Here is a 24,975-nt window from a genome sequence, read left to right as displayed (position 1 = left end):
TCAGCGCTCCAGCGGCACCAGCGGCAGCCACTTGGCGATCTCGGCCGCCCGCGAGCCCGACATCTGCACTGCGCCACCCGCGCCCGCGACATCGAGCAGGCCCGTGGCCAGCAGCAACCAGGTTCGCGGGTCGGTTTCGACGACGTTGGGCGGGTTGCCGCGGGTGTGCCGAGGGCCTGAGATGCATTGCACGGCAACGAACGGTGGCACGCGGACTTCGACGCTGGCGCCCGGCGCGAGCGCCGCGAGGGTGCGGGCCGTCAACCGCACCGCTTCGGCGAGGTCGGTGCGGCTGGGCTCGGGGCTATCGGCGTCGCGCAACCAGCCGGCCACGGCCGTGACCGCGGCACGCGTCTTCGCCGGATCGGCACTACGACGGGCTGCCATACCTTAGTGTCTCAAAGTGTTTGTCGATCGCCACAATCCGCCGTACAAGGCGGCCGGTGCGGTGTTCCTGGTGGTCGTGACACTCGTTCTGGCGTTCATCGCGCTGCTGTTCCGGGGCACGCTCGAGCCGAAGGTCCAGCTGACCCTGCTGACCGCGCGGGCCGGGCTCGTGCTCGACCCAGGCTCCAAGGTGACCTACAACGGGGTACCGATCGGCCGGGTGGCGGCCGTCGGCACCGTGTCCGACGACAACCTCAAGGCCAGGGTGCTTCTCGACGTCGAGCCGCGCTATCTGAGCCTGCTGCCGGCCAACGTGGAAACCTCGATCCAGGCCACCACGGTGTTCGGCAACAAGTACGTGGCCTTCCGGTCGCCGGAAAGGCCGAGTGCACAACGACTTTCGCCGACCACCCCGATCGACGTGTCGACGGTGACGACCGAGTTCAACTCGCTGTTCGAGACCATCACCAAGATCACCGAGCAGGTCGACCCGGTCAAACTCAACCAGACGCTGTCGGCCACCGCGCAGGCGCTGACCGGCCTCGGTGACAAGTTCGGCGCATCGCTCGTCGACGGAAACGCGATTCTCGACGACCTCAACGCACGGATGGCCCCGCTGCGCCGCGATGTCAGCGGGCTTGCCGACCTGGGCGAGATCTATGCCGCGGCCGCGCCCGACCTGTTCGCCGGGCTCGACGACGCGGCACGCAGCGCCGCCACGGTGTACGACCAGCGCAGCGACGTCGACGCCGCGCTGATCGCCGCGATCGGGTTCGCCGGCACGGGTAGCGACATCCTCGAACGCGGCGGCCCCTACCTGCAGCGCGGCGCCGAGGACCTGTTACCGACGTCGAAGCTGCTCGACGACTACCGCGGCATGATCTTCTGCACCATCCGCAACTATCACGACGCCGCCCCGGGCCTGAAGGCCGCGCTCGGCGGCGACAACGGCTACTCCCTGGAGTCGTACGGAACGCCCATGGGCGCCGGCAACCCGTACGTCTATCCGGACAACCTGCCCCGGGTCAACGCCAAGGGTGGCCCGGAAGGGCGGCCGGGCTGCTGGCAACCGATCACCCGCGATCTGTGGCCCGCGCCGTACCTGGTCATGGACACGGGCCTGTCGATCGCGCCATACAACCATGTCGAGTTCGGTTCGCCTCTGTTCGTCGACTACGTGTGGGGCCGCCAGATCGGCGAACCGACCATCAATCCGTGACGTTGACATCAACGTTCGTTGAGGTTCTACGTTGGCGGTATGACATTCAAACCGCATGAGATCGCGTTCCTGAACGAGGCCGATCTGGGCCGGCTGGCCACCGTCCAGCCCGACGGAACGCTGCAGAACAGCCCGGTCGGGTTCAGCTACAACGAGCAGCTGGGCACCATCGACGTCGCCGGCTACCGCATGTCGCACAGCCAGAAGTACCGCAACATCGCCCACAACAACCGAGTGGCCTTCGTCGTCGACGACATCACCTCGCGTGACCCGTGGCGGGTCCGCTGCCTGGAGATCCGGGGTACGGCCGAGCAGGCCCAGGTGCCGGTAACCACCGGCAAAGGCGGCGACGAGCTGGATTCCGCCATCATCCGGATCACACCGCAACGCATCATCAGCTTCGGCATCGACGACCAGGAATCCGAACCGCACCAGCTCGTACCTGACATCAGATCGGTCTGATCGGCTCTACCATCACAACCGTGGGGGGAAATCAGCGGTCGGCCGGCGGTATCGCGCTGGTGGCGGCCCTTGCACTGTCCGGCTGCGCATGGTTCGGCGGTGACGGTGAGCGGGACCGTTTCGTCCAACCGGGTTCGCCGAAGGTGTCGCCGTCGGGGCACTACACCGCAGCGGTCGACACCAGGGCCGCCCGGAGCGGCGTCGGTACCTGGGTCGCGGTGATCATCGATGAGTCGGGGGCTGAGGTGTTCCGCGACGACTACGCCTACAGCACGCGGCACGGAGCCGGCATCACCTGGCTGTCGACCGACGACCAATTGTGGCTGCTGTCAGGCGATGTCGGTGTGGCACACGTCGACCGCGGTAGCGATGGCCGGTGGAGCAAGACGGCCGTCACCCCCGAAACCCGCGTGCCCGCCGAGATCCGGGAGTTGATCGATGCCTAAGCGCGCGGTGTCCGGCCCCGAACAATCCGGATACGTTCCCGCCCCGCTACAGCCGTGGCGCGCGACGGGCCTGTCGCTCGCCGTGATCGCCAGCGCGGCCTTCAACGGGATCGGCACGCTGTGCGCGGCGATCGTCGCGGCGGTCGTGATCTGTGCGCTGGTGCGGCTGCACCGCCAGGCACCGCGTTCGGCGTCGACCGGTGACCTGGTCGCGTCGACACTGGGCGCGATGGCCGGGAGGTTGACGAGCCTCATCCAATTGGTCGCCTATGCCGTGCTGGGGGTTGGTGCTGCCGCCGCCCTCGGATTGCAGCCGTTGACGGGTGTGGCCGATCCCGCAACCGCATTGGCGAGCTGGTGGTGGCCGGCGTGGTCGGTCACCGCGGTCATCGCCGCGGCCGCGATCGTGGCGCAGGTGCCGACGAGGGCAGTGGGTGCAGTGGCCGCGGTGCTGGCCGGGGTGGGTCTGCTCGTGTATTTCTATCTCGCACTGGCGGTCATGGCGAAGGTGGCGTCGGGCACCTCGCCGAACGTGTACGGGCCCGCCGGTTTCCCGACGCCGTTGCTGATGGTGGGCGCCGTGATCCCGCTGGCACTCGGGCTCGCCGGATTCGAAGCCGCGACGGCGGCCAGCGGCCGGCTGTCGTCGGTCGGCCGTCCGCTCGGCGCCGCGGTGGCCGTGACGGCGTTGGGTGCGGCGACGCTGCTGGTAGCCACGAACATCAGCACGCTGCGCGGGTTCCACTATGACGCCGCCTATCTGTCGCTGATCGTCGTCGAGCTGTTCGGAGAACTCGGCCGCTACTGCCTGATCGCCGGCAGCGTCTGCCTCAGCGCGGCCGCGGCGCTGGCGGCGATGTGGGCGGCGATGTACGTGAACCGCCGGCTGTTCGGCGCCGGCCTGGTGCCCGCCGTGCTGCTGCCCGCGGCGATGTGCGTGCTCGCCGTCGCGGTCTGCCGATTCCAGACCGCGACCGGCAGCGTCGCGCTGATCACCGCGGCACTCCTGCTGCTGGTGGTCTACCTTCTTGTGGCCGAGGCGAATTCGCGTATCGAGGGCGATGGGCTGGCCACGCAGGCACCGCGGGTGCTGATGGTGGTCGTCCTGGCCGGCGCGGTGTTGATCCCGTTGCGCGCAGGCGATTTCGAGGCGCACGCGCTGTGGCCGGTCGCCGTCACGGCTGTCGTCGTAGCCGTTGCAGCGCTGCTGGCCCGCGTTGGCACGCAATCGCAGCGATCGCCCCTGCCTCGTTGATCGCCAGATGCGCCAGTATGGGCGCAGCCAGGCTGCCGGACCGCCGCGCGAGCCAACCCAGACCCCACCCGGCCACACCGGTCACCAGCACCGTCCCGATGACGGGTTCGCCGGTCGCGCGGGCATCGGCGATGTGGGACAACCCGAATGCCGTCGCCTGCAGAAGCTGGCCGCCCTGGGGGCCGAACGCGGTTGCGCCCACCGTGCTCAGGGCGGCTCGGAACGCGGCCTCCTCCGACCAGACGGTGCCGAGCGGGATCCGCAGCAGCAGCCAAGCAGCGGCGGGTGGCAGTTCGCGGAGCACCATCTCCGCCCGTACCGCCGGGACGGCGGTGGTCGCCGCGACCCCTGCGGTCAGTGCACCGGCCGCCGCCGCGCCCAGCTGCAGCCCGGACCACAGCGCGGGCGGGCGCAGTGCCGGCCGCGACCCGGTCAGCACCAGCAGCCCGGTTCCGGTCAGGGCCCGCACCAACGGTTGCCAACGGGCAGGCAGGCGCGGATCCACCAGGCCGTTCCACGCCACCATGCCTGCGGCCAGGGCGACCGCCCGTAACTGCTTGCCCCGCATCAGTATTCGGGACCGTCGTTGCCTGCGCTCTTCTGCAGCGCGACGCGGATGCGCTCGGTGTCCTCCGGCGTCCAGCCCGGCGGCGGCGCGACCGCGGCCCACCCGTCGAGAACCCACTCGCCGTAGTTGTGTCCGTGCCCGGCGGGCACGCTCGAGGCGTTGGTCATATCGGCCGCCACCTGCCAGAAGGTGATGATGGGGTACCACCGCATCGACGCCGTGCGGTCTCCGCCGGGCGGCTCGACCAGCCAATCCGGCTGGGAGAACAGCAGATCGGTCGACCACCAGACGATCGGATCGGACGGATGCTGCATGAACAGCACGCGCGTGCCCTCCCACGGTTCGGCCGCGTCGCGAGCGATCTCCTCGGCATCGGCGGCTTCGGAGAACCGAACGGTGCGGCCGTTGTCGTAGCGCGGCCGAACCTCCGGGGTGCCCGGGTCCCGCCGCACCGTCAGCCCTCGCCACAACGGGCTGGCGTTCGGTGGGCCGACCCACAGCACCGACGAGAAACCCATTCGGGAGATGTCGGGCAGCCAACCGAAGGCACCCTGTCCGGCCATCGACCCGAGGCTTTCGCCGTACAACACGAGCTTCGGGCGATGCTCAGGCGGCAGCCGCTGCCAACGCGCCTGTATGGCATCGATCATCAGCCGGCCGGTGTGCATGGACCGCTGCCGGTCACCCATGAACGAAATCCAGCTCGGCAGATACGAATACTGCATGCCGACCATCGCGGTGTCGCCGTTGTACATCAACTCGATCGCACGGGCCGCGACGGGGTTGACCCAGCCGGTGCCCGTGGTGGGGACGATGATCAGGACTTCGCGGTCCCACGCATCGGTGCGTTCGAGTTCGCTCAACAGCACTGCGACCCGCTGCTCATCGGTGTCGGCGGTCTGCAGGCCGGCATAGACCCGGATCGGTTCTCGCGCCGGGCGTCCGTTGACCTGTTCGAGTTCGTCCGGCCGCGGGCCGGTCGCGACGAAGTTGCGTCCTTGAAAACCGAGCGTGTCCCAGGCGGCGAAAGACTCTGGGCTGCCCGACCTTTCCGGTTCCGTTGGCTGCGCCACGCCCTCACGTGTGGTGGTGTTCTGCGGCTGGAACACCCGGCTGGCTCCGGCGAGGAAACCTCGGTAGATCACGCCGTTGACGAGCATGACGACGAGCACCACCACGATGGCCGTACCGATGAACTGGGCGACTTCGCGGTGCAGATGCCAGCGCCGGATGAGCACCTTGGCGAGCAGCCGAACCGTGTCGCGCAGTACGCGCGCGGTGGCGATCAGCGCACCCGCGACGGCCACGGCGATGATCAGCGTGCGCAGGTATCCGAGCGTGGCCGGGCCCTCGATGCCCATGAGCCGGGACACCTGCCGTTGCCACGCTGCTGCCGGGATCAGCATCAGCACACACGCCGTAGCGGCACCGCCGACGACAAGCGTCTTGGCCCACAACAGCACCCACTTGCGTGGCGGCCACCATGACCGGTTCCGTAACGCGAAGCGGTACAGGGCTTTTCCGATGAGGACACCGAGCCCGTAGCCGATGGCCGCGTTGATCCCGCCGATCAGGCCGGCGAACAACCAGTCGCGCGGCAGCAGCGACGGGGTCAGCGAAAGGCAGAAGAACAGCGCGCCGACGGCGATGCCGACGAAGTCGAGTCTGACCAGGCTCCAGGCCCAGAGCAGCAGAGGGTGACGTTCGGTGTGGTTTTCGACCCTCACCCGAACAGCCCGGGCAGCACGCCCTCCGACGTGCTCCGCAGCTCCGAAAGGGTGATGCTGAACTGGCCTTGCACTTCGACCGAATCGCTGCCCTGGTCGACGACGCCGATCCGGGCGACCGGCAGGCCTCTGGCCTCGCACATCGACCGGAACCGGCTCTCCTCGGTGCGGGGCACCGCGACCAGTACGCGGCCCGCCGACTCCGAGAACAGCGTCACGAACGGGTCGGCTCCTTCGGGAATGATGACGCGGCAACCGGTTTCACCGGCCAGGGCGGCCTCGACGACCGCCTGGATCAGTCCGCCCTCGGAGAGGTCGTGGGCCGCCGAAAGCAGCCCGTCACGCGACGCCGCGGTCAGCACTTCGGCCAGCAGCTTCTCGCGGGCCAGATCCACCTTCGGCGGCACGCCGCCGAGATGGTCGGCCGTGACCTGGGCCCAGATCGAGCCGTCGAACTCGTCGTGCGTGTCACCGAGCAGCAACAGTGTCTCGCCGGGTTCGGTGCCCAATCCGGTTGGGATGCGGCGCTTCACGTCATCGATCACGCCGAGCACGCCGACCACCGGGGTCGGCAGGATCGCGGTGGTGCCGGTCTGGTTGTAGAAGCTCACGTTGCCGCCGGTCACCGGAATGCCAAGGGCCGCACAGCCATCGGCCAGGCCACGCACGGCCTGGCTGAACTGCCACATCACGCCCGGGTCTTCGGGGGATCCGAAGTTGAGGCAGTTGGTCACCGCGACCGGGGTGGCCCCGGTGACCGCGACGTTGCGGTAGGCCTCGGCCAGTGCCAGCTGTGCACCGGCGTACGGATCGAGCTGGGTGTAGCGACCCGACGCGTCGGTGGAGACCGCGATCCCGCGGCCCGTGGTCTCGTCGATGCGCAGCACCCCACCGTCGGCGTGCTCGGCGAGAACGGTGTTGCCGCGCACGTAGCGGTCGTACTGCTCGGTGATGAACGCCCGGCTGCACAGGTGCGGGCTGCCCACCATGGCGAGCAGGGTCGCTTTGAGCTCGTCGCCGGTCTGCGGTCGCGGCAGCTTGGCGGAGGTGTCGGCGATCAGCGCGTCCTGCGTGTCGGGACGGGCCACGGGCCGCTGGTAGACCGGCCCCTCGTGGGCGACCGTGCGGGGCGGGACGTCGACGACGGTTTCGCCGTGCCACGTGATCTGCAACCGGTCGCCGTCGGTGACCTCACCGATCACGGTGGCCAGCACATCCCACTTACGGCACACCGCCATGAACTTGTCGACGTTGTCCGGGGTGACCACCGCGCACATGCGTTCCTGCGATTCGCTCGACAGGATCTCGGCGGGGGTCATGTTGGCGGCGCGCAGCGGCACGGTGTCGAGCTCGACCCGCATACCGCCGTCCCCGGCGGAGGCGAGTTCGGATGTCGCACAGGACAACCCGGCACCGCCGAGATCCTGGATACCGACCACCAGGCCGGCCGCGTAGAGCTCGAGGCAGCACTCGATGAGGACCTTTTCGGTGAACGGGTCGCCCACCTGAACGCTCGGCAGCTTTTTGCGGCCGGGTCCGGACCCTTCGTCTCCACCGAACGTGTCGGAGGCCAGCACCGAGACACCGCCGATGCCGTCGAGACCGGTGCGGGCGCCGAACAGGATGATCTTGTTACCGGCGCCCGAGGCGAATGCGAGGTGCAGGTCTTCCTTGCGCAGCGCGCCGACACACAGCGCGTTGACCAACGGGTTGCCCGCGTACGACGGGTCGAACACCGTCTCGCCGCCGATGTTGGGCAGGCCCAGCGAGTTGCCGTAGCCGCCGACACCCCGCACGACGCCGTCGAGCACGCGCCGGGTGTCGGGGGCGTCGGCAGCACCGAACCGCAGCTGGTCCATGACCGCCACCGGCCGCGCGCCCATCGCCATGATGTCGCGGACGATGCCGCCGACACCGGTGGCCGCACCCTGGTAGGGCTCGACGTAGGACGGGTGGTTGTGCGATTCGACCTTGAACGTGACGGCCCAGCCGTCGCCGATGTCGACGACGCCGGCGTTCTCGCCGATGCCGGCCAGCATGCCGGCGCGCATCTCATCGGTGGTCGTCTCGCCGAAGTAGCGCAGATGCACCTTGGAGGATTTGTAGGAGCAGTGCTCACTCCACATCACCGAGTACATCGCCAGCTCGGCGTCGGTGGGGCGACGGCCGAGAATCTCGCGTATCCGCTGGTACTCGTCGTCTTTGAGACCGAGTTCGCGGTAGGGCTGGGGGTGATCGGGGGTGGCGGCTGCCCGCTGCACCGAGTCGATGTCGTGGGTGAGCTCAGACGTCACGGAGCCAGTTTAGTTTGTGTTCGCTGGTAGGCGCGGGCAGCCGCGGGTGCGCCAACGCCGTGGATGATCACACTGCCCAGAACCGCGACCACCAGGACGAGCGCGACTGTGTGCTCGGCCACTCCGCCGAGCGCGTTGAACGCCAGCAACCCGAACACGATCGACGTCACACCCCGCGGGCCCAGCCAGCCAAGCAGCAGCCGCTCGCGCCAGCTCACGCGTGATCCCAGCATCGCCACGAGTACCGGCAGTATCCGCACGACGGTCAGCGCGAGCAGGCAGAACACCACAAGCCCGAGCGGTACGCCCGTACTCAGCGCGACCACGGCCGTCAGCCCGAACACGAACCACATCACCGCGGCCAGCAGGAACCCGACGTCGTCGACGAGCTCGAGTTCGGCCCGGAACGTCGGCGAAAACCGCAGGTAGTTGAACGCGATGCCGCAGACGAAGGCCGATACGAACCCGTTGCCGTCGATGCCGAGGCTCAGGCCGAACGACAGGAGCGGGGCGGCCACCAAGATCAGGCGTTTGGCCTGGTCGGTCATGAGCCCGCGCCGTTCGGCGGCGTTGGTCAGAACCGCCAGTGCCGCGCCGACGACGACACCGACGAGCAGCGCCTTGACGGCGGGCGGCACCGCGGCCGCCAGTGCGTCCAGCGGGGTTCTGGCGTGCGTGTGCTCGGCGGCCAGCACCACCGCGAACAGGAAGACGGGTGAGACGATGCCGTCGTTGTAGCCGGCCTCGACGTTGAGCAGCCCGCGCACGCGCTCGGGTATCCGCTCGTCGCGCAGCAAGGTCGACGTCGGCGCGAAGTCGATCGGCACCACGATGCACGCGATCACCAACAGCACCGCCCAGGACAGGCCCGGCAACAGCCACAGCCCCAGCAGCACCGAGAGCGCCAGGCCGATCGGCATCGCGATGAACAGCATCCGCAGCGCCGATCGCGGGTCGGAACCGAAGAATCCGCCGCGGACCTCGGTCGCGTCGACGAACAACAGCACAGCCAGGATGATCTCGGCGACGTGCTCGGCGGTGTCGGTGTTGAGGGTCTCGGCCAGCACGTCCTGCGTGGTGAACCCGACCGCCACGCCGGCCAGCACGAGGATCATCGCCGCGGTCAGCCGCAGCCGTTCCAGCTTCTGCGACAGCAGCGCCCATGCGACCAGCACGACCGACACCGCGACGAGGGACAGCACCACGGACGTGATCATTCCAGCGTCACGGCCGGTTATTCCGGTGGCGACACGGGTAGCCCCGGCACATGAGCCAAACAGTCGCCGAACATGTTCTTGACCGTCTCCGCCAGTGGCAGGTCGAGCAGGTCTTCGGCTATCCGGGCGACGGAATCAACGGTCTCGTGGCCGCTTTCGGGAAAGACGAGTCGGCCGGGCCGAAATTCGTGCAGACCCGGCACGAGGAGATGGCCGCGCTCGCGGCGACCGGCTATGCCAAGTTCTCCGGCAATGTCGGCGTGTGCCTCGCCACGTCGGGTCCCGGCGCCATCCACCTGCTCAACGGCCTCTACGACGCCAAGCTCGACCACACCCCGGTGGTCGCGATCGTGGGCCAGACCGCCCGCAGTGCGATGGGCGGCAGCTATCAGCAGGAGGTCGACCTGCAGGGGCTGTTCTCCGATGTCGCCAGCGATTACCTCGTCGAGGTCAACGTCGCGAGCCAGTTACCCAACGCGCTCGACCGGGCCTTCCGCACGGCCCGCGCCCGGCGGGCGCCCACCGCGGTGGTGATCCCGTCGGATCTGCAGGAGCAGCCGTACGAGCCGCCCGGCCATGCGTTCAAACAGGTGCCGTCCAGCGGACCGCACGACGCGCAACCTGTGCTCGCCCCGGACCCCGCCGCCCTGCAGGCCGCGGCCGACATCCTCAACGACGGGTCGAAAGTGGCGATCCTCGTGGGGCAGGGCGCCCGCGGCGCGGCCGACGAGCTCGCCGAGATCGCCGAACTCACCGGGGCCGGGATCGCCAAGGCGCTGCTCGGCAAGGACGTGCTGGCCGACGACCTGCCCTATGTCACCGGGTCGATCGGGCTGCTCGGGACCCGACCCAGCTACGAGCTCATGCGCGACTGCGACACCCTGCTCATCGTCGGCTCGAATTTCCCGTACAGCCAGTTCCTCCCCGACTACGGCCAGGCCCGTGCGGTCGAGATCGACATCGACGGCGCCAACATCGGCATGCGCTACCCCACCGAGGTCAACATCGTCGCCGATGCGAAAACCACGCTCGCTCAACTCGTGCCGCTACTGACCGCGAAATCCGACCGCGGCTGGCGCGAAACCGTGCAACGCAATGTCGCGCGCTGGTGGGAGACCGTCGAACGGCAGTCCATGCTGTCGGCGAACCCGGTCAACCCGATGCGGGTGGTGTGGGAGCTCTCGGCCCGACTGCCGGACTACGCGATCGTCACCGGCGATTCCGGATCCTCGACCAATTGGTACGCGCGCTGCCTGCGCTTCGGGCCGACGACCAACGGATCGCTGTCGGGCACGCTCGCCACCATGGGCTCGGCCGTGCCCTACGCGATCGGCGCGAAGTTCGCCCAGCCCGACCGCCCGGTGATCGCCCTCGTCGGCGACGGCGCGATGCAGATGAACGGGCTGGCCGAGTTGATGACCATCCGCCGGTATCACCGGTTGTGGGCGGATCCGCGGCTCGTGGTGTGCGTGTTCCACAACAACGATCTCGCGCACGTCACGTGGGAACTGCGCGCGATGGGCGGGGCGCCGAAGTTCGAGGAGTCGCAGAACCTGCCCGAGGTGTCCTACGCCGACGTGGCGACGACGATGGGCATCCGGTCGATCACCGTCGACGATCCCGACCAACTCGGGCCGGCGTGGGATGCGGCACTCGCCGCCGACGAGCCCGTCGTGCTCGACGTGCACACCGACCCGGAGGTGCCGCCGATCCCGCCGCACGCCACGTACGAACAGATGAAGGCCACCGCCGAGGCCGTCGTCAAAGGCGATCCGAACGGCTGGCACCTGTTCGCCGAGATCGCCAAGAACAAAGCGGCCGAACTGCTTACGCATACGGGTTTGCCTTCTCGGAGCCAGGGGTAGGCCCACGACGTCACCCAAAATCAAGGATCGAAGGAGAGTGACCCAAACCCATGAGCGCAACCACTGAAACCGGCCATGTGACCGGAACCAAGGACAAGAACTACAACCTCATCTGGTACACCGAGCAGTGCCTGGAGAACGCCCTGCGGATGGAAACCTTCATCGCCGATGCCGAGCGTGACGGCGACAACGAAGTCGTCGAACTGTTCCGCAAGGCGCAGGCCGACAGCCGCAAGGGTGCCGAGATGGCCAAGCACATGCTGGCCAGCCGGATCAAGTAGAGGCCTGCTCGGCCGCAATACAGAATGCGTTGCCCTCGGGGTCGGCCAGGACCACCCAGCTGAACTCAGGTCCGAAGCTGTGCCGTCCGGTTTCGCTGGCCCCGAGCGACACCAACCGTCCCACCTCGGCCTCGACGTCCGCGGCGGCGAGGTCGAGGTGTACCCGATTCTTGCCCGGCGTCGGATCCTCGACTCTCTGGAAACCGAGTCGTGGCCCGTTCTGCCGCACCAGAGCCACGAATTCGCCTGGTGCAAAAGCAGTTACGTCACCGCCGACGGCTCCCGCCCACCATTGGGCGAGCGCGTCGGGATCGGTGCAATCGAAGGTGATCATCTCCACACTGAGGGTCATGGAGCCGACCCTAGATCAAGCCGGTGACAAGAACGCCCGTAAAGCCGCCGAGTAGGCCGCGACATCGTGGGCGCCCATGAACTCCCGCGCCGAGTGCATCGCGAGCTGGGCCGCTCCGACGTCGACCGTGGGTATGCCGGTGCGCGCCGAGGTCATGGGCCCGATGGTCGATCCGCATGGCAGGTCGGCTCGGTGCTCGTAGCGTTGCAACGGCACGCCGGCCTGATCGCAGGCCAAGGCGAATGCGGCCGCGGTGCGCCCGTCGGTCGCGTAGCGCAGGTTCGGCTGCACCTTGAGGACCGGCCCGGCGTTCACCGCGATCTGGTGGCCAGGCTCATGGCGGTCGGGGTAGTTCGGGTGCGTCGCGTGTGCCATATCCCCCGAGGCCACCATCGAGCCGGCGACCCGCCGCAGGAAGTCCTCGCGCGTGCCCCCGGCCGACAGCGTGATCCGCTCCAGCACCGTCGGCAGCAGCTCCGATTGCGCGCCGTGATCGGAGGTCGACCCGACCTCCTCGTGGTCGAACAGCGCCAGCACCGGGACGTGGCCGTCGGCGTCTGCCGCGAGGAACGCCTCGAGCCCGGCGTAGCACGTCGCCTGGTTGTCGAGGCGCGGCGCACTGACGAACTCGCCGCCGGCGCCCGTGACCGCCGACGGGGCGAGGTCATGCGTCATCAGGTCGAAGCCCAGCACGTCGCCCTCGGCCACACCGGCGCACTCGGCGACGAAGCCGACGAACGAGCGCGGCCGCTCCCCCAGGCCCCACACCGCGTTGACGTGACGCTGCGGGTCGGGGCTGACGCCCTTGCGGTCCTCGGACAGGTGGATGGCCAGCTGGGGTACCCGCAGGATCGGGTCGTCGATCCGGACCAGCTTGTGCTCGATGCCCGTGCCGCGGCGGACCGAGAGCCGCCCGCTGATGCCGAGGTCGCGGTCGAGCCACGAGTTCAGCCACGCGCCGCCGTAGGGCTGCAGCGCGACGACCTGCCAGCCCGCGACGACCCGGTCCGGGTGCTGTTTGACCCGCAGGTTGGGGCTGTCGGTGTGACCGCCGACAACCCGGAAGGGGCCGTCGCCGGCCTTCCAGGCCACCAGCGAGCCCGCGCGCACCGTGAAGAAGTTCCCGCCCCGGCCCGATTCACGGCTCGCCGTGGCCGGCCAGGCGTCGGTTTCATCCAGTTCGTTGAAACCGGCCTCGAGCAGCCTCCGCGCTGCGGTGGCGCACACATGGAACGGCGACGGTGACGCGTCGATGAACTCACACAAGCTCTGGGGGCTAGCTGCCATATCTCTATCTTGACCGGGATTTCGGCGCGCTCCGCGTTAGGGTCTCGATGTGCCCGCACCACAGCCCCAACCGGTACTCGCCCCGTTGACGCCCGCTGCCGTCTTCATGGTCGCGACGATCGACGAGGGGCAGGAGGCGGCGGTTCACGATGCGTTGCCCGATATCTCGGGCCTGGTACGCGCCATCGGGTTCCGCGACCCGGCCAAACGCCTCTCGGCGATCGTGTCGATCGGCTCCGACGCGTGGGACCGACTGTTCTCCGGCCCCCGGCCCGCCGAGCTGCATCCGTTCGTCGAACTGCAGGGCCCGCGCCATCACGCCCCGGCGACGCCCGGCGACTTGCTGTTCCACTTGCGTGCGGAGTCGATGGACGTGTGCTTCGAGCTCGCCACCAAACTCGTCGAGGCGATGTCGGGGGCGATCACGATCGTCGACGAGGTGCACGGGTTCAAGTTCTTCGACAACCGCGACCTCATGGGTTTCGTCGACGGCACCGAGAACCCGGACGGGCCCGTCGCGATCAACGCGACCCAGATCGCCGACGAGGACCCGGATTTCGCCGGCGGCTGTTATGTGCACGTGCAGAAGTATTTGCACGACATGGGTTCGTGGAACTCGTTGTCCACCGAGGAGCAGGAGCGTGTGATCGGCCGCACCAAGCTCGACGACATCGAGCTCGACGATGCGGTCAAACCCGTCAATTCCCATGTCGCGCTGAACGTCATCGAGGACGAGGACGGCAACGAGCTCAAGATCGTGCGGCACAACATGCCGTTCGGCGAGATCGGCAAGGGCGAATTCGGCACGTACTACATCGGATACTCGCGCACCCCCGCGGTCACCGAGCGGATGCTGGACAACATGTTCATCGGCGATCCGCCGGGGAATACCGACCGCATCCTGGATTTCTCGACCGCGGTCACGGGTGGGCTGTTCTTCACGCCCACCATCGACTTTCTCGATGATCCACCGCCCCTCCCGTCGGAAGACACCCAGCGACCGCAGGTGGCGGTCGCCACCCCGGTCAGCTATGACGGCTCACTCGGCATCGGCAGTCTGAAAGGAACCCGTTGATGAACAACCTGTACCGCGAACTTGCCCCGATCACCGAATCCGCTTGGGCCGAAATCGAGTTGGAGGCCACGCGGACGTTCAAGCGTCACATCGCCGGCCGGCGCGTCGTCGACGTCAGCGAGCCCGGCGGCCCCGTCACCGCGGCGGTCAGCACCGGCCACCTGCTCGACGTCAACCCGCCCGGCGACGGCGTGATCGCCCACCTGCGCGACGCCAAACCGCTTGTGCGGCTGCGCGTGCCGTTCACGGTGGCCCGCAAGGACATCGACGACGTCGAACGCGGATCGCAGGACTCCGACTGGGATCCGGTCAAGGACGCCGCCAAGAAGCTCGCGTTCGTCGAGGACCGCGCGATCTTCGAGGGGTACGAGGCCGCGTCGATCGAAGGCATCCGCAGCTCAAGCTCCAACCCCGCGCTCGCCCTGCCCGACGACGCCCGCGAGATCCCCGACGTGATCGCCCAAGCCCTGTCAGAACTGCGGCTCGCCGGCGTCGACGGTCCGTACTCGGTGCTGCTCTCGGCCGAGACCTACACCAAGGTCAGCGAGACCACCGCACACGGCTATCCGATCCGCGAACACATCAACCGGCTCGTCGACGGTGAGATCATCTGGGCGCCCGCGATCGACGGCGCGTTCGTACTGTCCACCCGCGGTGGCGATTTCGATCTTCAGCTCGGCACCGACGTGTCGATCGGCTACCTGTCCCACGACGCCGAGGTCGTCCACCTGTACATGCAGGAGACCATGACGTTCCTCTGCTACACCGCCGAGGCGTCCGTCGCCCTGACCGCCTGAGTTCCCCGCCTGCACCGCGAGCGACCGTGTCTGTACGCCGACACGCCGTAAATAGGCGTGCATTCGCGGTCGCTCGTGGACTACTAGCTTGGCGCGACCAACGAGAAAAGTCGGTCGTTGGTCCGCTGAACCAGGGTGGTGTTCACCTTCCAAACCTCTTTCGCTTCATTCGGCGCAGAACCCGGTATGGACCACAACACGTCGCAAGTCGCCAAGTCGACACCATGGATCAAACCGTCGCCCTCATCGAGCGCAACGACCACTTCTCCGTCGGAGGCAATGTAGTAAGTCCAAAGACTCTCACCCTCACACGTTTGCCCGACCTCGCCAGTTCGTAGATCAAATTGGTGCCAGACTTTGTGGTCTGCGTCGGTGGCAATGAACAACCGTGTTCCGATGAGACGGGCGTACGGCCGCGGGCCCGATGGCGGCAACTCAAGGAGCTGTTGACCCTCCAACGTGATTACTACATTCTTCGCCTTGGACCCAACCATAGGTACGTCGAGGGAACGGTTTTCGAGTGTCCCCTCTGTTGTCGGTTCACCGATCTTCGTACCGGTGTCATCGAAAAAGGCAACTCGTTCCGTCGCGTAGTCGCCAGCCGTGGTGTATTCGTATCCGAAGCCGCCTGGATACACGACTGCCCGTCCCAGTTGAGCTCCTTCGGGCATCGCCGGTGCCACAACCTTGCCGTCAACGACGGAGAACACCACGTCGGCGACTCGGCCGCTGCCCTGAATCGCGAGTGTCGACGGAATCGTGTCGCGTCCGAGCCTCGTGAATTGCGCTGGCAGTATTCCATTGCCCGGCACAAACCAGGTCAGCTCGCCTCGTGCTCCCACGCCGTACACGCCCTTGCCTTGGGCCGTGGCAATCACATAGTCGGCAAATTGCTCGGCCTTCGGGTGTCCTTCACCAGGCGCCGCCACACGCAGCTCAGTCGGCCCGTTGTAGACCAGTTTGCCGGATGACGTGTCGACCACCCACGCGGTCGACGGGGTGTTGCGGTCCCGCCCTTGTCGAACGCATAGGACCATGGGCGGGCCATTGACATAGCAGTTGAAGTCCGTTGCGTCCCCGGCGAGTCCGAGCTCTAGGGGCCCGAACGATCTCTTACCACTGGTTACGTCAAGGCCCAGTAACCACCAACCCTCGTCTGTGATACCCAGAAACACACCTAAATCTCGGATGTGACCCACTGGCCGTGCGACCGTACCCGGCGGAAGCCCGAGCTGATCGACCGTCGTCGTCCACCCCGGCACCGGCTGCTGTCGCATCGATGACGTCAATAGCGCCTGTTCCGGAATCCCAACGGTGGGCCCGGCCTGTGGCAGACCGTCGATTGTGTTGCCCGCGCAGCTGGCAGTTCCTGCAACGACGGCCGCGAGCGCCAACGTAGCGATACCGGATCTCCACGACGGCCGGCGGAGGAAGGTCGGCGACGGGTCTGCCACTCCTACGGTCTCCTAGACGCCGCGGCGAGTCGTTCCAAAGCACGGCCGTCCGCGAGCTCTTCACGGTCTTCTGGATGTTCCCAGTAGAAGCGAACGAAACGGCGCAGGGCATCGCCACCCGGCGTGAACGATGCGCCAGGGAGTTTGATCACGGTTTCATCGGACATCACGATCACGATCGTGTGGGGATCGTCCGCGGCGGTCCGGCCGGGAACAGCGTCGGTGACATCGACTACGTGGGCCCAGCTGCCAGTACGCGGTCGGCCGCCCCCACTGCGGAGATCAAATCCTTCGCGACTGAGAGTCAATCGGTACGCACCGCCGAGGCCGAGCATTCGCCATACGATCGGTGCGCCGATCAGAGCGATTGCCGCTGCTATGACGGGAAGATAGACGCGCATCGCGGAGGGCACGGGAATATCGATTTGGTTGATCGGGAAAAATATCGCGAACAGCCCGCTCGCTATGACGAGGCCGGAAAAGGCCGCTAACATTGGGCGCTCAATAGCAGGATCAGGCCGGATGACGGTCCCATCTCGATCGCTGACCGCACGGGGCGCCACGTTGCCTGGAATGATTTTTATGAATGGCACGATAAAGCCGAAACAAAACGCCGCCAAGCCGAGAACGATCACGCCGGTCAGATATTCTCCATTCGAAACGCTAATTACGGCCCAGGCCGCGTTCAGAAGACCCAAAGGGATGAGAAATAGCGCTAATAGGAGCGCCAGCGGGAGTACCTTCATTCCGGACACACAATGTTTCCTACGATTTTCCCGACATATCCAAACGTCCATCCACCAAGCATCTCGCCGCCCATCGCAGCGGCGGGCGCCAGAAAAGGAAGGCCAGCCGCCGACGCGCCCGCTGCGAACGCAGCCCCGGTGGCATAGCCGCCAACCATACCAGTGACACCGGATACAGCCTCGGCACAGACGTCATGCAAAGTTTGCTGTTCAGATACGTTATATAACGCCGTCAAAAACCCAACGGCAGGTCCGCCGAACTTCGCACCGACCTTGACGTCGTCAATCGCTTCAGCGCTCAATCTAGGAATCCCACGGTCAGCCTGTTTTTCCAATCCTGACAGGAATCCTCCGGCGGTAGTAGGTAAGGGGTCGGTGAAGAATTGTTCTGGAAGCACACCCTCTCTTCCGTCGGCTGTTATCACGCCGCCCCGGCACGTTCCGTCAGGTCCTTGCGTAATGGTGACCTGAGTTTCATCCGACCACCAAAACCTTGTGGTTTTTGTCCCGTCCTCGCTTTCAGTCGAGTGAGATTGCGATACGAGGTTTCCATTCTTGTCGAAATGACGCACTTCGACAGTCCCCTCGACATAGCTTCTTCCGTACGGCAGTCCGCTAAATTCAGTGACGACTTGCTTACTCCCGTCTAGCATCGTCACGGTTTTTATAAAGTTGCCGTCTTCATCCTCTACTTCGGTAATTTCACGGACGCTCGTTGCCATATCTTCTGCGCTAACGACCTGCTGGAGTTTCCGTCCCTCATCAGTCGACGGGTCAGGCACCTCGTTCTCAGGACTGGGAGGGATGACGCGTGGCCCAGGGATTTGCACGTCGTTGAATGCTGCGCCCGTATCACTACCGGTTCTCGCAGATAGCAGAGCCTGCGCAGTCTGCTCGTCGGCCTCACCAACTGCAGTCAGCAGCCTATTGATCTCGCCCTGTGCGAGCTCAGCTTGTTTTTGGAGATCAGCCGCCTTCTCCGCGGACATTCCAGCCGGATCAATCAGCACTACCCAACTGTCAGTGACATTCAGTTCGCCCTTGTCTGTCTCCGCCGCCTCGTGCAACAGCTCAGTTCTGGCTTTGCCAATCGACGCGCCACCCCTTGTCAGGGCATCTGCGACAGCATCGGTGTAATCAAGAAAACGCGATGCTCTCTCAGTAGCCCGACCAAACATCTGAGTCGCTGCATCGTGTGCACTGCCCGACCAGGTACGCGACTCGGGTAGTCGGTCACATCCATCGTCGAGATTGCGTGCCGCGTCGTAAACGGACTTGCCAGCTGAACTGATCGATGTTGCAGCGGCTGACAGTGAGTCCGGGTTCCAGCTGGTCAGCCGTGACCGTGACGGCAGCATTCAGAACAATCCCTTGAACCCGTCTGCAAGCGCGTCGTCGTCTACTTCGTACCGGTCACCGGCACCTCGAACCGCCACACCGATCGCCGCGACGTCGTTGGCAATATCGATCAACACCTGATCCAGGTGCGCACCCACTTCGCGCGCCGTCCACTGCGTTGTCGAACCAGGAAGCCCATCTGCCGCCGTCTTTGCTGACATCCCGGCGTCGGATTCTCGAATGGCGGCAGCCGCCGCATCGACCTGGCTGGCAAATCCACGAAGTAGCTGCGGATTGACTAACATTTGCCCCCCATAAGACGTTTCAATTCCTGCTGAGTGAACTAGCACACAATCAGCATTTGAAACTTAACATCCGGAGGACAGCGGTCGTCACACCAAAACAGCGGACGTCTGGCGTCAGGAAACGGACAGCACCGCGTCGAGCGCGGAGTAGAACAACCCGAGTCCGTCGTCGGACGGACCGGTCAGCGCCTCGGTGGCGTGTTCGGGGTGGGGCATGAGTCCGACGACGCGTCGGTTGGCCGAGCAGATGCCTGCGATGTCGCGCATCGACCCGTTGAGGTTCTCGCGGTAGCGGAAGACCACGCGGTCCTCCCCTTCGAGCTCGTCGAGCACCTCATCGGACGCGACGTAGCGGCCCTCGCCTGATTTCAGCGGCACCAGGAGATCGGCACCGGCGTCGTAGCGGGTGGTCCATGCCGTGGTGTTGGACGCGACCTGAAGCCACACGTCGCGGCAGATGAAGTGGAGCCCGGCGTTGCGGGTCAGCGCGCCCGGCAGCAAACCGGCCTCGCACAGGACCTGAAAGCCGTTGCAGATGCCGAGGACCGGCATGCCCTTGCCGGCCGCCTCGATCACCGAGCCCATCACCGGGGCGAACTTCGCGATCGCGCCGCAGCGCAGGTAGTCACCGTAGGAGAAACCACCGGGGACGACGACCGCGTCCACGCCATGCAGATCCGCGTCGGCATGCCACAGGTTCACCGCCTCGGCTCCGGCCAGGCGGACGGCACGGACGGCGTCGACGTCGTCGAGCGTTCCCGGGAAGGTGATGACCCCGACCCGCGCGGTCATGAGTCCTCCCGGCTCACCGAGAAGTCCTCGATGACCGTGTTGGCCAGCAAGGATTCGGCGATCTCGGCCAACGTTTCGTCAGCTACGGAATCGTCGACCTCGAGCTCGAATCGCTTGCCCTGCCGGACGTCTGAAATACCGGCATGTCCGAGACGACCGAGCGCCCCGACGATGGCCTGACCCTGCGGGTCGAGGATCTCAGCCTTCGGCATGACGTGCACAACCACCTTTGCCACGGCGCTCACTCTACCGGCACGATCCAACGTAAGCGCTGCACAGTGGCCTGGCCATCGCATCGAGCACCTGGCTATCGGCCACTGTGGGCCACGCCACGGCAGGCGGCGTCGTCGACCACATCGCTAGCTCGACCACCGTGCTGTTGTCCGGATCGGCCAGCAAATACTGGCGCAGTACCCGCTCGCCGCCGAAGGTGGTCACCGCGGCCAGCCGGCCCGGCTCGTCGGTGGTGATCGACGGTGAGCTTCCCGGTCTTGTCAGCTGGCAGGCGCGCAGCGCGCCGGCTGCCACACTCACAGCCGACATCGCCGTCTCACCGCCCCGCCAGGTCTCCCCGCGCCAGTGCATCACCTGAACCTGCAGCTGCCATTGCCCCTCGGGCTGGCTCACCACGGCGCGGGCGGTCACCGCGTACTCGCGGGAGTCGCCCGGTAGCAGCGGCAATCCGCAGTCTTCCTCGAACCGGAACCGCGGCGATGTGGTCGTGACCGCGAGGCCGGCCAGGCCCGGCCAGCGGTATTCGCGGTTCAGCGGGACATCGGACGATGCGATCCAGGCCGACGCGGGAATTCGATCGCACATCGGCGGGCAGTCGATGGGTTCTGACCACGCCAAACCGGGCGCGGCAGCCCATGCGAGGGCTGCGAGCGACATCGCCCAAATCAACCGCAAGAATCCACCCACTGAGCGCCACAATATAGCCATGCAATTGACGCATTTCGGACATTCTTGCCTTCTGGCCAGCATTTCGGACACCACGGTGTTGTTCGACCCGGGCAACTTCTCGCACGGATTCGAGGGCATCACGGGGTTGTCGGCGATCCTGATCACCCATCAGCATCCCGATCACGCCGACACCACCCGGCTGCCCGCGCTGCTCGACGCCAACCCACAGGCCGCGCTTTATGCCGACCCGCAGACGGCCGCGCAACTGGGCGAGCCGTGGAAAGCCGTCCATGTCGGCGACGAGTTCCGGATCGGCTCCCTCAACGTTCGCGGCGTTGGCGGCAGACATGCCGTGATCCACCCGGAAATCCCTGTGATAGACAACATTTCGTATCTGTTGGGCGATGACGAGCATCCGGCCCGGCTGATGCATCCGGGCGACGCGCTGTTCGTGCCGGGGGAACCGGTCGACGTGCTGGCCACGCCGGCGGCCGCCCCGTGGATGAAAATCTCTGAGGCCGTTGACTTTCTGCGTGCCGTGGCACCGGCGCGCGCCGTACCGATCCACCAGGGCATCATCGACCCGGGTGCGCGCGGCATCTACTACGGCCGCCTCGCGGAGATGACCTCGACCGACTTCCAGGTGCTCGACCCGGAGAACGGCACGGAGTTCTAGCTAGGCGATGTCGGCCGCGGCACCACGCCCGGCCGCCCGGCCGGAGAAGATGCAGCCACCGAGGAAGGTGCCTTCCAACGACCGGTAGCCGTGCACGCCACCGCCGCCGAACCCGGCTGCCTCACCGGCCGCGTACAGCCCGCCGAATGCCGTGCCGTCCTGTTTGAGCACGCGCGAACTCAGATCGGTTTCCATGCCGCCCAACGACTTTCGGGTCAGGATGTGCAGCTTCACCGCGATGAGCGGGCCGGCCTTCGGGTCGGTGAGGCGGTGCGGGGCGACGACGCGTCCGAACCGGTCGCCCAGATAGCTGCGCGCGCCGTGGATCGCGGTGATCTGGCCGTCCTTGGTGAACTTGTTGGCGACCTCGCGGTCGCGCGCCGTCACCTCGGCTGCCACCGCGGCATAGTCAAGCGGCACGACGTCGGGAACGTCGTTCATCGCCGACACCAACTCACGTAGCGTGTTCGCGCTCACGAAGTCGACGCCGCGGTCGACGAACGCCTGCACCGGAGCCGGGGCGCCCGGCCGGATCCGCGACAGGACGTCCCGCACGCTGCGGGACGTGAGATCCGGGTTCTGCTCCTGGCCGGACAACGCGAACTCCTTGGCGATGATGCGCGCGTTGAGGATGAACCACGTGTAGTCCTGCCCGGTCCGACAGATGTGCTCAAGTGTGCCGAGGGTGTCGAAACCCGGGTACAGCGGCACCGGGAGCCGATTTCCGTTGGCGTCCAACCACAGTGACGAGGGGCCCGGCAGAATCCGGATGCCATGCGCCGGCCAGATCGGATCGTAGTTGGTGATCCCCTCGGTGTAGTGCCACATCCGGTCGCTGTTGATGACGTGTGCGCCCGCGTTCTGCGAGATCTCGATCATCCGGCCGTCGACGTGGGCGGGCACACCGCTCAGCAGTTGCTCGGGCACCCGACCCATCCGAGGTGGCCAGTTCTTGCGCACGAGCTCGTGATTGCCGCCGATGCCGCCGCTCGCCACGATCACCGCCGACGCGCGAAACTCGAACTCACCGACGATGTTTCGAGATGTCGCCACCCCGCGCGGCGCGCTGGTGGGTTCCAGCACCGAGCCTCGCACCCCGGCCACCAGGCCTTCGTTGACGATCAGCTCGTCGACGCGGTGCCGGTGGGCGAACCGGACCCGCACGCTGTCGCGGATCCGGCGCGCAAACATGTCGACGAGCGCCGGGCCCGTCCCCCAGGTGATGTGAAATCGGGGCACCGAATTGCCGTGGCCGAGTGCGTCGTACCCGCCCCGCTCGGCCCAGCCGACCAACGGGAAGGTCTGCAAACCGCGCGCCCGCAGCCAACTACGCTTCTCCCCCGCGGCGAAGTCGACGTAGGCGTGTGCCCACTCCCGCGGCCAGTGGTCCTCGGGCCGGTCGAAGCCCGCCGTGCCCAGCCAGTCCTGCAGGGCCAGTTCCTGGCTGTCCCGGATACCGAGCCTGCGCTGCTCAGGCTGTCGACGAAGAACAGGCCACCAAAAGACCAGTAGGCCTGGCCACCCAGGTTGGCCGCGTTCTCCTGGTCCACGATGAGCACGCGGTGCCCACGCTCGACCAACTCGCACGCGGCGACCAGCCCGGCCAGACCCGCTCCCACGACAATGACATCGGCGTCTGCCATGAGACGCAAGAGTAGCGCGAGTCAGGCGGCGTCGGTCAGTACTGGATAGGGCCGCCACCGGTAGACCCCGGGGACGCTGCGGTGCAGCAAAGCCAGGTCGATCGCGTCGAGCATGGCTTGGCGCGGCCCGGGCCTGCGCAGGTGCCGTGCGGCGACGGCAACCCGCACCACGCCCTCGCGGCGCGCGGTGCGCTCCGCCGAGAGCACGAGCGTCCGGCACCACCACGGCTCGGTCAAGAAGCCCTCGCCGATGCCGAGCACGCGCGCCCGCACGGTGGTCCGGCGCACCAGGTCGGTGACGCCGTTGAGCTCGGCCAGCAGCCGAAAGCCGTTGCGCGGCAACGCGGCGACGGTACCTTGTGACGCGTTCCAACCGGGCGCGGCGAACAGCCTGGTGCGCAGGCCGAGGTGCTCGAGCACGCGGTCGGCTCCCATGAGCCGCAGGTTCGCCTCGTGGGCGGGCAGGCTCGCGAACTCGCCGCGGCGCTTCTTCGTGGCGGCTTCGTCATATCCGTGCAGTACAATGGCATCACCACCGACGCGTCGCGCGGTGAGCCATTCGACGGTCGGTGCGTCGCGATCCAGCCGGTAACCGCCCTTGAGCCGCGGCGCAACCAGCAGGGAGGCCGGCACACCACGGGCGTCGAGTTCCGCGCAGAACGACGCGACGTCGTCCAGCGTGCGGTCACTGATCTGTGAGATCGAGACGATGAGTTGTCCGGTCACGTACACCAGTGTGGCAACGTCAGATGTCGCAACGGTTTCGAACACTCTGACGCAGAGTGTCCATTAGGCGATGCCCGCTCGGTTCGGCAATACGGCTTCGATGGCCGCGACGACCTCGGGGGCATCCGGCTCGGTGCGCGGCCGGAATCGGTTGGCCACCGTACCGTCGGGCGTCAGCAGGAACTTCTCGAAATTCCACTGGATGTCGCCGGCTTCCCCGCTGCCGTCAGCGGTTTTGGTCAGTTCGGCGTACAGCGGATGGCGGTCGGGACCGTTGACGTCGGTCTTGGCCAGCAGCGGGAACGTGACGCCGTAAGTGGTCGAGCAGAACGTCTGGATTTCCTCGGCGGTGCCGGGTTCCTGGCCCATGAACTGGTTGCACGGCACGCCGATCACCGTGAGGCCGCGATCGCCGTACTCCTGCGCGAGCTTCTCCAGGGCGGTGTACTGCGGCGTCAGGCCGCATTTCGAGGCCACGTTCACCACGAGCGCGGCGCCGGGCGCCAACTCGGCCAGCGTGGTGGCGTTACCGTCAAGGGTCGTCAGCGCAATGTCGTTGAGGCTCACGGGTTCGACGCTACCGGAGCTATCCGTCGAACAGAATTTTCCCCATCTTCTCGACGGTCCCGATCGGGTCGCCGGAGGTGTCGATCGCGTCATTGAGCCACAACAGTGAGAAGCCGTGCACCATCGACCATGCCGCGAGCGCGGCAGCGTCAGGATCGGCCTTGGCCTTCGGATCGGCGAGTGTTCCGACGCCGCGGTTGAGCTCGAAACCCGCGGCCGCGGCGGCCTCGACCAGTTCGGCGTCGGCGTCGTCGTACAACGACTTGTCGAACATCACCTCGTAGTGGCCCGGATGATCAAGGGCGAAGCGCACATACGCCTTCGCGGCGTCGATGAACTGCGGCCTGGCCCCGTTCAGCGCCTCGGCCAGCAACCGGAATCCCTCGGCCGCGAGTGCGGTGAACAACCCGCGCCGGTCGGTGAAGTGATGTGCCGGCGCAGCGTGGGAGACACCGGCGGCGCGCGCCAGTTCCCGCAGCGAGATGCCGTCGGCTCCACGTTCGGCCACCAAGGCGGCGGCTTGCTCGAGGATCACGGCCTTGAGATCGCCGTGGTGATAACCCATGCGGCCATTCTAAGCCCGCATCTTGACA

General features: G+C 66.7%; 26 protein-coding genes and 1 pseudogene. 9 read left to right on the top strand and 18 right to left on the bottom strand.

The window, feature by feature from the left end; all coding sequences use genetic code 11:
• Positions 1-387: a sterol carrier family protein gene (locus ACOI2T_RS04810; protein ID WP_067846531.1), complete on the bottom strand. Its 387-nt coding sequence runs from the start codon at positions 385-387 to the stop codon at positions 1-3.
• Between the two features lie 16 nt (positions 388-403).
• On the opposite strand from ACOI2T_RS04810, the gene ACOI2T_RS04805 reads away from it, so the two are divergent.
• From ACOI2T_RS04805 to ACOI2T_RS04790, 4 genes are read left to right on the top strand one after another with little or no spacing between them, the layout of a single operon-like run.
• The gene (locus tag ACOI2T_RS04805; RefSeq protein ID WP_409503868.1) at positions 404-1,606 is read left to right on the top strand and encodes an MCE family protein; all 1,203 of its coding nucleotides are present in this window, start codon (positions 404-406) and stop codon (positions 1,604-1,606) included.
• Positions 1,607-1,645: 39 nt separating this feature from the next.
• Entirely contained in the window at positions 1,646-2,068 is a 423-nt protein-coding gene (locus tag ACOI2T_RS04800; protein WP_085142418.1) for a PPOX class F420-dependent oxidoreductase, read from the top strand.
• A gap of 20 nt (positions 2,069-2,088) precedes the next feature.
• Complete coding sequence (locus ACOI2T_RS04795) at positions 2,089-2,514, top strand: hypothetical protein (protein ID WP_409503869.1); 426 nt, start codon at positions 2,089-2,091, stop codon at positions 2,512-2,514.
• Positions 2,507-3,769 carry a hypothetical protein gene (locus ACOI2T_RS04790; protein ID WP_409503870.1) on the top strand — a complete coding sequence of 421 codons (1,263 nt, stop codon included), beginning with the start codon at positions 2,507-2,509 and terminating at the stop codon, positions 3,767-3,769. The genes ACOI2T_RS04795 and ACOI2T_RS04790 overlap by 8 nt, the downstream gene beginning before the upstream one ends.
• On the opposite strand, the gene ACOI2T_RS04785 is transcribed toward ACOI2T_RS04790, so the two are convergent.
• The 4 genes from ACOI2T_RS04785 to ACOI2T_RS04770 are packed head-to-tail and all read right to left on the bottom strand — an operon-like array spanning position 3,690 to position 9,563.
• Positions 3,690-4,337, bottom strand: coding sequence for an Rv0804 family intramembrane glutamic endopeptidase (locus ACOI2T_RS04785; RefSeq protein WP_409503871.1), 648 nt, complete (start codon positions 4,335-4,337; stop codon positions 3,690-3,692). The genes ACOI2T_RS04790 and ACOI2T_RS04785 overlap by 80 nt on opposite strands.
• Positions 4,337-6,064, bottom strand: a complete 1,728-nt coding sequence (locus ACOI2T_RS04780) for an alpha/beta hydrolase (RefSeq protein WP_409503872.1) — start codon at positions 6,062-6,064, stop codon at positions 4,337-4,339. Before ACOI2T_RS04780 ends, ACOI2T_RS04785 begins: the two co-directional genes overlap by 1 nt.
• Complete coding sequence (gene purL, locus ACOI2T_RS04775; RefSeq protein WP_409503873.1) at positions 6,061-8,358, bottom strand: phosphoribosylformylglycinamidine synthase subunit PurL; 2,298 nt, start codon at positions 8,356-8,358, stop codon at positions 6,061-6,063. The genes ACOI2T_RS04780 and purL overlap by 4 nt, the downstream gene beginning before the upstream one ends.
• Positions 8,355-9,563, bottom strand: a complete 1,209-nt coding sequence (locus ACOI2T_RS04770) for a cation:proton antiporter domain-containing protein (RefSeq protein ID WP_409503972.1) — start codon at positions 9,561-9,563, stop codon at positions 8,355-8,357. The genes purL and ACOI2T_RS04770 overlap by 4 nt, the downstream gene beginning before the upstream one ends.
• A gap of 62 nt (positions 9,564-9,625) precedes the next feature.
• Between ACOI2T_RS04770 and ACOI2T_RS04765 the strand changes: the two genes are divergently transcribed.
• Positions 9,626-11,440 carry a thiamine pyrophosphate-requiring protein gene (locus ACOI2T_RS04765; protein WP_409503874.1) on the top strand — a complete coding sequence of 605 codons (1,815 nt, stop codon included), beginning with the start codon at positions 9,626-9,628 and terminating at the stop codon, positions 11,438-11,440.
• A gap of 50 nt (positions 11,441-11,490) precedes the next feature.
• On the top strand, positions 11,491-11,721 hold the full coding sequence (locus ACOI2T_RS04760; RefSeq protein WP_067846554.1) for a hypothetical protein: 231 nt from the start codon (positions 11,491-11,493) through the stop codon (positions 11,719-11,721).
• Here the strand turns inward: ACOI2T_RS04760 and ACOI2T_RS04755 are convergent.
• Positions 11,714-12,073, bottom strand: a complete 360-nt coding sequence (locus ACOI2T_RS04755) for a VOC family protein (protein ID WP_409503875.1) — start codon at positions 12,071-12,073, stop codon at positions 11,714-11,716. The genes ACOI2T_RS04760 and ACOI2T_RS04755 overlap by 8 nt on opposite strands.
• Positions 12,074-12,088: 15 nt before the next feature.
• Complete coding sequence (locus tag ACOI2T_RS04750) at positions 12,089-13,360, bottom strand: M18 family aminopeptidase (RefSeq protein WP_409503876.1); 1,272 nt, start codon at positions 13,358-13,360, stop codon at positions 12,089-12,091.
• A gap of 49 nt (positions 13,361-13,409) precedes the next feature.
• On the opposite strand from ACOI2T_RS04750, the gene ACOI2T_RS04745 reads away from it, so the two are divergent.
• Together ACOI2T_RS04745 and ACOI2T_RS04740 are read left to right on the top strand one after the other, a co-directional pair.
• Complete coding sequence (locus ACOI2T_RS04745; RefSeq protein WP_409503877.1) at positions 13,410-14,435, top strand: Dyp-type peroxidase; 1,026 nt, start codon at positions 13,410-13,412, stop codon at positions 14,433-14,435.
• The gene (locus tag ACOI2T_RS04740) at positions 14,435-15,232 is read left to right on the top strand and encodes a family 1 encapsulin nanocompartment shell protein (RefSeq protein ID WP_409503878.1); all 798 of its coding nucleotides are present in this window, start codon (positions 14,435-14,437) and stop codon (positions 15,230-15,232) included. The genes ACOI2T_RS04745 and ACOI2T_RS04740 overlap by 1 nt, the downstream gene beginning before the upstream one ends.
• 83 nt (positions 15,233-15,315) lie before the next feature.
• On the opposite strand, the gene ACOI2T_RS04735 is transcribed toward ACOI2T_RS04740, so the two are convergent.
• The 7 genes from ACOI2T_RS04735 to ACOI2T_RS04705 form a co-directional block, all read right to left on the bottom strand.
• The gene (locus ACOI2T_RS04735; RefSeq protein WP_409503879.1) at positions 15,316-16,215 is read right to left on the bottom strand and encodes a 9-bladed beta-propeller domain-containing protein; all 900 of its coding nucleotides are present in this window, start codon (positions 16,213-16,215) and stop codon (positions 15,316-15,318) included.
• A gap of 473 nt (positions 16,216-16,688) precedes the next feature.
• Entirely contained in the window at positions 16,689-17,441 is a 753-nt protein-coding gene (locus tag ACOI2T_RS04730; RefSeq protein ID WP_409503880.1) for a hypothetical protein, read from the bottom strand.
• A complete protein-coding gene (locus tag ACOI2T_RS04725; RefSeq protein WP_409503881.1) occupies positions 17,429-18,790 on the bottom strand; it encodes a WXG100 family type VII secretion target in 1,362 nt (453 codons plus the stop codon). The genes ACOI2T_RS04730 and ACOI2T_RS04725 overlap by 13 nt, the downstream gene beginning before the upstream one ends.
• A complete protein-coding gene (locus tag ACOI2T_RS04720) occupies positions 18,791-19,075 on the bottom strand; it encodes a type VII secretion target (RefSeq protein WP_421875936.1) in 285 nt (94 codons plus the stop codon).
• 114 nt (positions 19,076-19,189) lie between these two features.
• Complete coding sequence (gene purQ, locus ACOI2T_RS04715) at positions 19,190-19,867, bottom strand: phosphoribosylformylglycinamidine synthase subunit PurQ (RefSeq protein WP_409503883.1); 678 nt, start codon at positions 19,865-19,867, stop codon at positions 19,190-19,192.
• Positions 19,864-20,103 (bottom strand): phosphoribosylformylglycinamidine synthase subunit PurS, encoded by a 240-nt coding sequence (purS, locus tag ACOI2T_RS04710; RefSeq protein WP_085142811.1) that lies wholly within the window; start codon positions 20,101-20,103, stop codon positions 19,864-19,866. The genes purQ and purS overlap by 4 nt, the downstream gene beginning before the upstream one ends.
• A gap of 10 nt (positions 20,104-20,113) precedes the next feature.
• Positions 20,114-20,758 carry an ATPase gene (locus ACOI2T_RS04705; RefSeq protein WP_409503884.1) on the bottom strand — a complete coding sequence of 215 codons (645 nt, stop codon included), beginning with the start codon at positions 20,756-20,758 and terminating at the stop codon, positions 20,114-20,116.
• A gap of 49 nt (positions 20,759-20,807) precedes the next feature.
• Here ACOI2T_RS04705 and ACOI2T_RS04700 point away from each other — a divergent pair, with 49 nt between their 5' ends.
• Positions 20,808-21,446, top strand: coding sequence for an MBL fold metallo-hydrolase (locus ACOI2T_RS04700; protein WP_067846570.1), 639 nt, complete (start codon positions 20,808-20,810; stop codon positions 21,444-21,446).
• On the opposite strand, the pseudogene ACOI2T_RS04695 reads toward ACOI2T_RS04700, so the two are convergent.
• From ACOI2T_RS04695 to ACOI2T_RS04680, 4 genes and pseudogenes are all read right to left on the bottom strand, one after another.
• A pseudogene (locus ACOI2T_RS04695) lies at positions 21,447-23,089 on the bottom strand (FAD-binding dehydrogenase). It abuts the gene before it with no gap.
• 21 nt (positions 23,090-23,110) lie between these two features.
• A complete protein-coding gene (locus ACOI2T_RS04690; protein ID WP_409503885.1) occupies positions 23,111-23,815 on the bottom strand; it encodes a DUF2334 domain-containing protein in 705 nt (234 codons plus the stop codon).
• Positions 23,816-23,878: 63 nt separating this feature from the next.
• Entirely contained in the window at positions 23,879-24,382 is a 504-nt protein-coding gene (locus tag ACOI2T_RS04685; protein WP_409503886.1) for a glutathione peroxidase, read from the bottom strand.
• Positions 24,383-24,401: 19 nt separating this feature from the next.
• On the bottom strand, positions 24,402-24,947 hold the full coding sequence (locus tag ACOI2T_RS04680) for a TetR/AcrR family transcriptional regulator (RefSeq protein WP_409503887.1): 546 nt from the start codon (positions 24,945-24,947) through the stop codon (positions 24,402-24,404).
• Positions 24,948-24,975 lie beyond the last annotated feature (28 nt).

This window comes from Mycolicibacterium wolinskyi str. Jessa 2025, assembly GCF_049241375.1.
Taxonomy (GTDB): domain Bacteria; phylum Actinomycetota; class Actinomycetes; order Mycobacteriales; family Mycobacteriaceae; genus Mycobacterium; species Mycobacterium wolinskyi.
The sequence above is the reverse complement of the archived record's forward strand: the minus strand, read 5'-3'. Positions and strand labels throughout refer to the sequence as shown.